Origin of the sequence: Sphingomonas sp. ASV193, from assembly GCF_040203355.1 — a bacterium.
In the GTDB taxonomy this organism is placed as follows: domain Bacteria; phylum Pseudomonadota; class Alphaproteobacteria; order Sphingomonadales; family Sphingomonadaceae; genus Sphingomicrobium.
In genome coordinates this window covers 128,226-138,826 of sequence record NZ_JBEHBW010000005.1, presented here as the reverse complement: position 1 = coordinate 138,826, position 10,601 = coordinate 128,226, and the positions used below count along the sequence as shown (strand labels likewise).

The 10,601-nt window shown below is 72.6% G+C and carries 7 protein-coding genes; all 7 read left to right on the top strand.

Going from position 1 to position 10,601, the window contains the following annotated elements; genetic code table 11:
• Nucleotides 1–34: 34 nt before the first annotated feature.
• The 7 genes from ABDK56_RS10785 to ABDK56_RS10755 are packed head-to-tail and all read left to right on the top strand — an operon-like array spanning nucleotide 35 to nucleotide 10,594.
• Nucleotides 35–781, top strand: a complete 747-nt coding sequence (locus ABDK56_RS10785) for a copper homeostasis protein CutC (RefSeq protein ID WP_349808280.1) — start codon at nucleotides 35–37, stop codon at nucleotides 779–781.
• On the top strand, nucleotides 778–1,809 hold the full coding sequence (locus tag ABDK56_RS10780; RefSeq protein WP_349808279.1) for an SIS domain-containing protein: 1,032 nt from the start codon (nucleotides 778–780) through the stop codon (nucleotides 1,807–1,809). The genes ABDK56_RS10785 and ABDK56_RS10780 overlap by 4 nt, the downstream gene beginning before the upstream one ends.
• Nucleotides 1,806–2,945, top strand: coding sequence for an N-acetylglucosamine-6-phosphate deacetylase (gene nagA, locus ABDK56_RS10775; protein ID WP_349808278.1), 1,140 nt, complete (start codon nucleotides 1,806–1,808; stop codon nucleotides 2,943–2,945). The genes ABDK56_RS10780 and nagA overlap by 4 nt, the downstream gene beginning before the upstream one ends.
• On the top strand, nucleotides 2,942–5,467 hold the full coding sequence (gene galA, locus ABDK56_RS10770) for a beta-galactosidase GalA (RefSeq protein ID WP_349808277.1): 2,526 nt from the start codon (nucleotides 2,942–2,944) through the stop codon (nucleotides 5,465–5,467). Before nagA ends, galA begins: the two co-directional genes overlap by 4 nt.
• The gene (ptsP, locus tag ABDK56_RS10765) at nucleotides 5,464–7,890 is read left to right on the top strand and encodes a phosphoenolpyruvate--protein phosphotransferase (RefSeq protein WP_349808276.1); all 2,427 of its coding nucleotides are present in this window, start codon (nucleotides 5,464–5,466) and stop codon (nucleotides 7,888–7,890) included. Before galA ends, ptsP begins: the two co-directional genes overlap by 4 nt.
• Nucleotides 7,887–9,587, top strand: a complete 1,701-nt coding sequence (nagE, locus tag ABDK56_RS10760; protein WP_502959300.1) for an N-acetylglucosamine-specific PTS transporter subunit IIBC — start codon at nucleotides 7,887–7,889, stop codon at nucleotides 9,585–9,587. The genes ptsP and nagE overlap by 4 nt, the downstream gene beginning before the upstream one ends.
• The gene (locus ABDK56_RS10755) at nucleotides 9,584–10,594 is read left to right on the top strand and encodes a glycosylasparaginase (protein ID WP_349808274.1); all 1,011 of its coding nucleotides are present in this window, start codon (nucleotides 9,584–9,586) and stop codon (nucleotides 10,592–10,594) included. Before nagE ends, ABDK56_RS10755 begins: the two co-directional genes overlap by 4 nt.
• Nucleotides 10,595–10,601 lie beyond the last annotated feature (7 nt).

Below are 10,601 nucleotides of genomic sequence, written 5' to 3'. Positions count from 1 at the left end.
TGCGCTTATGAAAAAATACTGCAAATATGAATAAATGCTCGAACATCGGATAGCGCTCGAAATCTGCGTCGACTCGCCCGCCGGGATTGCTGCCGCCGTTGCCGGCGGCGCCGACCGGCTCGAGTTGTGCGACGCGCTCGAGACCGGCGGGCTGACCCCGTCGCCGGGGCTCGTCCGACACGGGCTCGAAAGCGGCCGCGCGGCGCACGCGATGATCCGTCCGCGCACCGGCGGCTTCGTTTACGACGAGGACGAGCTGGCGGCGATGCTCGTCGATGCCGCCGCGCTTCGCGATGCCGGGGTGACCGGGGTGGTGATCGGCGCTGCGAAGCGCGACGGCACGCTCGACCTCGACGCGATTGCCCGGCTTCGCGATGAGGCGGGACCGGGAATGAAGGTGGTCCTCCACCGCGTCATCGATCTCGTTCCCGACCGGCTCGCGGCGGTCGATCAGGCGTGCGCGCTCGGCCTCGACGGCATTCTCTCCTCGGGCGGGGCGCTCGGCGCGCCCGATGGCGCGGAAATGCTCGCCCGGATGGTGCGCGTCGCGGGAGACCGGCTGTGGATCATGGCCGGGGCGGGTGTTCGCGCCGACAATGTCCGCGCGCTGGTCGAGGCGACCGGGGTCGTGAACGTCCACGGCTCGGCCTCGAAGCAGGTCGGCGCGATCGATCCCGATCTCGCGCGGCTCGGCTTCCAGTCGGTCGCGCCGCGAACCACCGACCGCGACGAAGTGGCCAGAATCCGCGCGATCCTCGATTCGATGGGCGCGGCACGATGACCGACGCGGTGACCCTTGCCGGCCCGACGCTGATGGCGCGCGAGACCGCCGAATCGCCCGCGGTGGTCGAACGCCAGCTGCGCGCCAATCACGCCGCGCTGCGCGAGGTCGGCGAACAGCTTCGCGCCGCGCCGCCGCGCTATGTCGCGACCTGCGCGCGCGGCACCTCGGACCATGTCGCGACTTATGCCAAATATCTGATCGAGACGATGGCGGGGGTGCCGGTGATGTCGGCCGCCCCGTCGGTCGCCTCGCTCTACGGCAAGCCGCTCCAGGCCGACGGCGCGTGGGTGATCGCGATTTCGCAATCGGGCCGCAGCCCCGACCTGCTCGACACGGTGGGCGGGCTCGCCAGCGGCGGCGCGCGGACGATCGCGCTGGTCAACGACGAGTCCTCGCCGCTCGCCGAGAGCGCCGACATCGTCCTCCCGCTCCACGCCGGGCCCGAGCGCGCGGTGGCGGCGACCAAGTCGTGCATCGCTTCGCTCGCCGGGGTCGCGGCGCTGGTCGCCGGCTGGACCGGGGACGAAGCGCTCGGCGAGGCGCTCGACGCGCTGCCCGCGATGCTCGCCGGCGCGCTCGCGCTCGACTGGAGCCCGGCGCGCGTCGCGCTCGTCGAAGCGACGCAGATGTTCGTCCTCGGGCGCGGGCTCGGCTTCGGCGTCGCGCAGGAAGCGGCGCTCAAGCTCAAGGAAACCTGCGGGATCCAGGCCGAGCCGTTCAGCTCGGCCGAGGTCCGCCACGGGCCGATGCGGATCGTCGAGCCGGGCTTCCCGATCCTCGGTTTCGCGCAGGGCGACAGCGCGGGGTCCGACGTGGTCGCGACCGCCGCCGAGTTCGGTGCGCGCGGCGCGCTGGTCCGGCTCGCGACGAAGACGGGCGATTTGCCGGTCGTCGCCGGCCATCCGGCGCTCGAGCCGATCGCGATGCTGATGAGCTTCTACCCGATGGTCGAGGCGCTTTCGCGGGATCGCGGACACGACCCCGATTCGCCGCCCAGCCTCGCCAAGGTGACCTGCACGCGATGAGGATCGCGATCGTCAACGGCGCGGTGGTGACGGCGGGCGGGGTGCTCCCCGCGGCGACGATCGACATTGCCGGCGGGCGCATCGCGGCGATCGAGACGGCGGCGGCGGGCGATGCCGACGCGCATCTCGATCTCGACGGCGGGTGGCTCGTTCCCGGCTTCGTCGACGCCCAGGTCAACGGCGGCGGCGGCGTGCTGTTCAACGACCGGCCGAGCGTCGAAGGCATGGTCGCGATCGCCGAGGCGCACCGCGCCTTCGGCACCACCGCGCTGGCGCCGACGCTGGTGAGCGAGACGGTCGAGGTCATCGCCGAGGCGCTCGACAGCCTCGATTCGGCGATCGAGCAAGGCGCCGAGGGGATTGTCGGGGTCCATGTTGAAGGGCCGATGCTCAACCCGGCGCGCAACGGCACTCACGACCGCGACCGGCTGCGGCCGATCGGGCCCGACCTTGCCGAGGTGCTGACCAAGCGGCGTCGCGGCAGGGTGATGGTCACGCTCGCGCCCGAAATGGTGAGCCCGGCCGATATCGCCGGCCTCGTCGCCGCCGGGGTGATCGTCAGCGCCGGGCACAGCGAGGCCGACGCCGCGACGGTGCGGGCCGCGCTCGACGCCGGGATGACCGGTGTCACCCATCTCTTCAACGCCATGCCCCCGCTTCGCCAGCGCGAGCCGGGGGTGGTCGGCGTCACGCTCGACGACCCGCGCCCGTGGAGCGGGCTGATCGTCGACGGCGTTCATGTCGCTCCCGAAGTGCTCCGCCTCGCGCGAAAGGCGCGGCCGCTCGACCGGCTGATGCTGGTCACCGATGCCATGTCCTCGGTCGGCGCGGCAGAAAAGAACTTCACCCTCCACGGCCAGCCGATCGAGGTCCGCGACGGCATCTGCCGAAACCCTGACGGGACGCTCGCCGGGTCCGACCTCGACATGGCGAGCGCGTTCGCCAACGCCTGCGCGATGATGCGGGTCAGCCCGCCCGAGGCGGCGGCGATGGCGGCGACCAACCCCGCCGCCTTCCTCGGCCTCGGCGCGACCCACGGGTCGATCGCGCTCGGCGCGCGCGCCGACTGGGTGGTGCTCGATGCCGCGCTCGGGCTGCGCGAGACTTGGCTGGCGGGGCGGAGGGTCGCGCCGTGAGGCTCGACCGCCGCACGCTCCTTGCCGGAAGCGCCGCGGTCGGCGCCGTCGGGCGCGCGGGCGCGGCGCGGTTCGATCCGGCGAGCCCGCCCGCCGGGGCGCTGCCGATGCCCCCGGTCGCGCCGGGGCTGTCGATGCTGCCCGGCAATCCCGACCCGAGCCGGCTGCTGATGGACGAGGGCTGGCGGTTTCACGAGGGCGAGGTCGCGAACCCCGCGCTCGCCAGCCACGACGCGACCTACCTCAGCGTCAAGGCCGGCAATGCGCAGGGCGCTGCGGCTCCCGATTATGACGACAGTGGGTGGCAGGCGGTGCGGCTGCCGCACGACTGGGCTTCTTTCCAGCCGTTCGTCGAAGGGGCGAACCCGAGCCAGGGCTATCGCCCGCGCGGGATCGGCTGGTATCGCCGGACCTTCCGGCTGGACCCCGCCGACGACGGCAGGAAGCTCGAGCTCCAGTTCGGCGGGATCGCGACCCACGCGACGATCTGGGTCAACGGCAGCGTCGTCGCGCGTAATTTCTCGGGCTACAACAGCCTTTATGTCGACCTGACCCCGTTCGCGCGGTTCGGCGACAAGCTCAACACCATCGCCGTCCGGGTCGACGCGCAGGCGATGGAAGGCTGGTGGTACGAAGGCGCGGGGCTGTATCGCCACGTCTGGCTGGCGAAGCGCGCGCCGCTGTCGATCGTCACCGACGGGATCCACGCCGACCCCCGCCATGACGGCGGCGAGGCGTGGCGGGTGCCGGTCACGGTCACGCTCGAAAATGTCGGGCCGGCGGCCGCCCCGGCAACGGTCGAAGCGGTGCTTCGCGATCCGCGCGGACAGGTGGTGGCCGAAGGACGCGCGACGGCGACGGTGGGATCGCTCGACCGGGGCGAGGCGGCGATCGCGCTGTCGCTCACGTCTCCGTCGCGCTGGTCGATCGAGCGCCCGACGCTTTATTCGCTCGAGGTCGTGGCTTCAGATGCCGCGGGCAACCGCGACCGGCGGACGCTCGCGGTCGGTTTTCGCACCATCCGCTTCGACGCCGCCCAAGGGTTCTTCCTCAACGACCGCCCGGTCAAGCTCAAGGGCGTGTGCGTCCACCAGGACCATGCGGGTGTCGGCACGGCGATGCCCGACGCGCTGGTCGCATGGCGGCTTAGCCGGCTCAAGGACATGGGGGTCAACGCGATCCGCTGCTCGCACAATGCGCCCGCGGCCGAGTTCCTCGACCTGTGCGACCGCTTGGGCTTCGTGGTGATGGACGAGAACCGCCAGTTCGACCCCGCGCCCGAGACGCTCGCGCAGCTCGAATGGATGGTCCGCCGCGACCGCAATCATCCCAGCGTCATCCTGTGGTCGGTATTCAACGAGGAGCCGATGCAGGGGACCGAGGCCGGGGTGCAGATGGTCCGCCGCATGGCGCACGCGGTCAAGGCGCTCGACGACAGCCGCCCGGTCACCGCGGCGATGAACGGCGCCTTTTTCGACCCGGTCAACGTGATGCAGGTCGTCGATGTCGGCGGGTTCAACTATTACCAGGGCGACTACGACCGCTTCCACGCGCTGAACCCGCACAAGCCGATCACCAGTTCGGAGGATACCAGCGCGTTCATGACCCGCGGCGCCTTCGCCAACGACCCGTCGGCGCACGTCATCAGCAGTTACGACACCGAGGCGGCGGACTGGGGCGCGACCCACCGCGCGGGGTGGAAGGCGATCGCCGAGCGGCGGTTCGTCGCTGGCGGATTCGTGTGGACCGGGTTCGACTATCATGGCGAGCCGACCCCCTATGCGTGGCCGACCATCGCCAGCTTCTTCGGGGCGATGGACCTGTGCGGCTTTCCCAAAACCGCGTTCGACATCCATCGCGCCAACTGGGTCGACGATGCGCCGGTGGTCTCGATCGCCCCGCACTGGAACTGGACCGGGCGCGAGGGGCAGCCGGTCAAGGTGCTGGTGATGTCGAACGCCGAACGAGTGACGCTGACGCTCAACGGCCGCGTGATCGGCAGCGCGGCGGTCGACCGGCTGATGGGCAACAGCTGGGACGTGCCCTACGCCCCCGGCACGATCGAGGTTCTCGCATGGCGCGGGGGGCGGATCGTCGCGCGCGCCGCCGAGATCACCACCGGCGCGCCGGTGGCGCTTCGCCTGACCCCCGCGCGCGACCGGTTGGCGAGCGACGGCGAGGACGCAATGACGATCACGGTGGACGCGGTCGATTCGAACGGGCGGCACGTTCCGACCGCCAACCTGCACGCCGACTTCGCGATCGGCGGGGGCGAGATCATCGGCGTCGGCAATGGCGACAACAACAGCCACGAGCCCGAGAAGGGCCAGCGCCGGTCGCTGTTCAACGGGCTGGCGCAGCTGATCGTGAGGGGGGACGAGGGGATGAAGCCGCTTTCGCTGACCGCGACCGCGCCGGGGCTTCGCCCCGCGCGGCTGACGATCGCGCGCGCCGCGCGACCCGCGCCGCCGAAGGTCGCGACCGTCGTCAGGCCGCGCGGCGCGGCGAAGGGCGCATCATGAGCGAGGGCGGATTCCTCCTCGCCCCGCTCGACGGCTGGGCCGTGGCGCTCGAGCGGGTGCCCGACCCGGTGTTCGCCGGAAAGATGCTGGGGCAGGGGATCGCGATCGACCCGACCGGCGCGATGCTCGTCGCGCCGTGCGCGGGTGAGGTGCTGACGATCCACGCCGGGCGCCACGCGCTGACGCTGCGCAGCGACGACGGGGTCGAATTGCTGATCCACATCGGGATCGACACGGTCGAGCTCGGCGGCGACGGCTTCGCGCCGCTGGTCGCCGAGGGAGCGCGCGTCGCGGCGGGCGATCCGCTGATCCGCTTCGACCTCGACCGCCTCGTCCAGCGCGCGCCTGCGGTGGTCACCCCGATCCTCGTCACCGGCAAGGGCATCTCGGTCGAGCCGCTGGCGTCGGGCCGGGTCGCGGCGGGCGAGCCGTTGCTTCGCTGGACGCGGGACGCGGCGCAGGCGGAGGCCGAGGCCGGGGGCGATGTCGTGACGCGCCGCGCCACCGTCGCGCTGCCGCACGGAGTCCATGCCCGGCCCGCGGCGCGCATCGGGGCGGCGGCGAAGGGCTTTGCCATCGTGCTGGCGCGCGGCGACAAGCAGGCGCCCGCCGACAGCGCGGTGCGGCTGCTCGGCCTCGCCATCGCCGCCGGCGACGAGATCGTGATCAGCGGCTACGGCGCGGGGGTCGAACGGGCGCTCGACGCGATCGCCGCGATCCTCGGCGAACATGAGATCGACGAGCTGGCGAGCGAGCCGCCGGCCCCAGGCGGAACGCTTCCGGCGGCAACCGGCGGCACGATCCTGAATGGCGTTCGGGCCGCGCGCGGGATCGCGTTCGGGCTGGTCCATCGCCTCCAGGCGGCGCAACGCGTCGGCGACGATCAGGCGGGCGACCCGCTAACCGAGCAGCACCGGTTCGACGCGGCGCTCGACGCGGTCCGCGCGCGCCTGCGCGCGAACGGGGGGGTGTTCGAAGCGCAGGCGGCGCTGCTCGAAGACGACGAACTCGTCGCCGCCGTCCGCGCGGGGATCGACGCGGGGCACAGCGCGCCGGCGGCGGTTCGCGCGGCGCTCGGCGCGGCCGCGGCAAGCCTCGAGGCGAACGGCAATCGACGCATCGCCGAACGCGCCGCCGACGTCCGCGACGTCGAACGCCAGCTGGTGAGCGACATGACCGGTGCGTCCGCGCCCGCCGCCGCCGAGGTCGCGCCCGGCTCGATCCTGCTTGCCGACGAGCTACTTCCATCCGACGTCGCCGCGCTCGATCCCGCACGGGTCGCCGGGATCGTGCTGGCGCGCGGCGGCCCGACCTCGCACGCCGCGATCATCGCCGCGGGCAAGGCGATCCCGATGGCGGTGGCGTTCGGCGATTCGCTCGCGACCATCGCCGACGGCACGCTCGTGGGGCTCGACGCCGACCGCGGCACGCTTGAGGTCGATCCGCCGGGCGAGCGGGTCACTGCCTATCGCGAGGCGCTCGCCGCGCGCGCGGAGTCCCGCGCCAGCGCGCGCGCCGCCGCGGCGAGCCCGTGCCGCACCGCCGACGGGCAGCGGATCGAGCTGTTCGCCAATCTCGGCGGGCTCGCCGATGCCGAGCTGGCGGTGGCCGAGGGCGCCGAGGGGTGCGGGCTGCTGCGCACCGAATTCCTGTTCCTCGACCGCGCGTCGCCGCCGACCCGCGAGGAGCAGCGCACGCAATATCAGGCGATCGCCGACACGCTCGGCGAGCGGCCGTTCGTCATCCGGCTGCTGGACATCGGCGGCGACAAGCCTGCGCCCTATGCGCCGATTCCGGCCGAGGAAAATCCCGCGCTCGGCCAGCGCGGGATCCGCTTCGCGCTCGCCAACCCCGCGCTGCTCGACGACCAGCTCGCCGCGATCCGCGCGGTCGTCCCCACGGGGCGTGCGCGGATCATGGTGCCGATGGTGTCCTCGGTCGACGAGCTTGACGCGGTGATCGAGCGGGTCGGCCCGGGCTTCGAGGTCGGGGTGATGATCGAGACGCCCGCCGCGGCGATGATCGCGCCCGCGCTGTCGCGCCGCGCCGCCTTCCTGTCGATTGGGACCAACGACCTCACCCAATATGCGCTGGCGATGGACCGCGGCAACGCGGCGATCGCCGCCTCGCTCGATTCGCTCCACCCGGCGGTGCTCGCGCTGATCGCCGCCACCTGCCGGGGCGCGTCAACTAGCGGGATCCCGGTCGCGGTGTGCGGCGATCTTGCCGCCGACCCGCTCGGCGTGCCGCTGCTGATCGGGCTGGGCGTCACCGAATTGTCGGTCCCGGCGGGGCGGCTCGGCGACACGCGCGCGGCGGTCGCGCGGCTGTCGCTCGCCGACGCGCGCGCGCTCGCCGGGCAGGCGCTGGACTGCGAGAGCGCCGCGGCGGTTCGCCGGCTGGTCGAGGAGCGCGGATGGTGAAGTCGCCAATGAATTTCCTCCAGGCGCTCGGCCGCGCGTTGATGCTGCCGATCGCGGTGCTCCCGGTCGCGGGGCTGCTGCTGCGGCTCGGCCAGCCCGACATCGCCGCGCTCGTCGGCCCGCACGTCGCCTTCCTCAGCGCGGCTGGCGGGGCGATCTTCGACAACCTCGGCCTCCTGTTCGCGATCGGGGTCGCGACCGGCTTCGCGCGCGATGGCAATGGCGCGGCGCCGCTGGCGGGAATCGTCTGCTTCCTCGTCGCCACCCACGGCGCGCAGGCGCTGCTGACCGTCCCGCCCGACACTGCCAAGGGGCTGGCCGACGATGTCGCCGCGACGGTCAACGCCGCCTGGTCGACTGCCGCGATCCACAAGTTCGACGTGCCGGTCGGTATCCTGTCCGGGATCGTCGGGGGGCTGTTCTACAACCGCTTCGCCGAGCTCAAGCTGCCGTCCTATCTCGCCTTTTTCGGCGGGCGGCGCTTCGTCCCGATCGTCAGCGGGTTCGCCGGGCTGGCGCTCGCGGTCCCGCTCGGGCTGACCTACGGCCCGGTCAACGCAGGGGTCGACGCGCTCAGCCAGTTGGTGGTCGCGGCGGGGGGCTGGGGACTGTTCGCGTTCGGCGTGCTTAACCGGCTGCTGATCGTCACCGGGCTCCACCACATCCTCAACAACGTCGCCTATTTCGTGGTCGGCGACTGGCACGGCACCACCGGCGACCTGCGCCGCTTTTTTGTCGGGGACCCCACCGCGGGCGCGTTCATGTCGGGTTTCTTCCCGGTGATGATGTTCGGGCTGCCCGCCGCCTGCCTCGCCATGTACCACGAGGCGCTGCCCGAACGGCGCAAGGCGGCGGGGGGCCTGCTGCTCAGCCTCGCGCTGACCTCGCTGCTGACCGGGGTGACCGAGCCGATCGAGTTCAGCTTCATGTTCGTCGCGCCGCTGCTCTACGCGGTCCACGCGGTGCTGACCGGGCTGGCCGAAGTGGTCATGAACCTGCTCGGGGTGCGGCTCGGCTACAGCTTCTCGGCGGGGCTGTTCGACTATGTGCTCAACTACAACAAGGCGACCCGCCCGCTGCTGCTGATCCCGGTCGGGCTGGCCTACGCCGCGCTCTACTACGCGATCTTCCGCTTCGCGATCCGGCGCTGGAACCTTGCGACGCCGGGGCGTGAGCGGGTCGTGGCCGATGCGCCGGTCGCCGACGCGGCGGCAGAGAGCGATCGCGGCGCGGCGTTCGTCGCCGCGCTCGGGGGCTCGGCAAACCTAGCGAAGGTCTCGGCCTGCACCACCCGCCTCCGGCTCGAGGTGGTCGACCAGGCCGCCGTCGACGAGGCTCGGCTCAAGGCACTCGGCGCGATCGCCTTCATCCGCCCCTCGCCCAACGCGCTCCAGATCGTGCTCGGGCCGATCGCCGACGCGGTCGCGCTCGACATCGATGCGGCGCGCGGGCGTCCTGCCGCGGTCGCGGCGGTCGTCCCGGTCGCCCATGCGCCGAGGAGGGCCGAACTTCCCCAATCGCTCGTCGACAATCTCGGCGGGGCGGACAATGTCGTGACGGCGCAGCGGTTCGCCGGGCGCTGGCGGGTCGTCGTCGCCGATCGCGGCCGGGTCGGCGACGGCTGGCCACCGGCGGTGCGCGACGTGGCCTGGCCGGGCGACGAGGTGGCGCATATCCTGGTGGAGGACGAGCAATGACGATCACGCGGCGAACCCTCATCGGCGGCGTCGCCGCGAGCGGCGCGGCCGCGGCCACCGCGCGACGCCCGGCCCGCGCGCGCGTCGCGGCGAGCGGCCCGGTGATCCTGTCGACGTGGGACTTCGGCGCCGCCGCCAATGCCGCCGCCTATGCCCGGCTGATGGCCGGCGGCTCGCTGCTCGAAGCGGTCGAGGCGGGGACGCGCGTGCCCGAGGCCGATCCCGCCAACCATTCGGTCGGCTTTGCCGGCAACCCCGACCGCGACGGGGTGGTGACGCTCGACGCGGTGATCATGGACGACGACGGCAATACCGGCGCGGTCGCCGCGCTCGACCACACGATGCACGCCATCTCGGTCGCGCGCGCGGTGATGGACAAAACCCCGCACGTGCTGCTGGTCGGCGAGGGCGCGACCCAGTTCGCGCGCGCGCAGGGCTTTCCCTACCAGAAGATGCCGACCCCCGAGGCCGAGGCAAACTGGCGCGAATGGCTCAAGACCTCGCGCTACCAGCCGGTCGCCAACAGCGAGAACCGCCGCGGCGGGGCGCTCAACCACGACACGATCGGGCTGCTCGCGCGCGGCGCCGACGGGCGGCTGGCGGGGGCGTGCACGACCTCGGGCATGGCGTTCAAGATGCATGGCCGGGTCGGCGATTCGCCGCTGTCGGGCTGCGGCCTGTTCGTCGAGCGCGGGGTCGGCGCGGCGACTTCGACCGGGGTCGGCGAGGAAGTGATCCGCATCGCCGGGACCGCGCGGGTGGTGAGCTCGATGCGGCACGGCCTGTCGCCCGCCGCCGCGTGCGAGGAAGCGTGCCGCCACATCCTGAAGCTTCGCGGCGGCAAGCTCGACGGGGCGCAGGTCGGCTTCCTCGCGCTCGGCCACGACGGGCGGGTCGGCGCCTTCGCGCTGCTGCCCGGCTTCACCTATGCGCTGACCGACGCGGCGGGGCGGACCAGCGTCCACCCGGGGCCGAGCCTGTTCAAGACCAGCACGCCCGCGGGCTAGGCCGCAC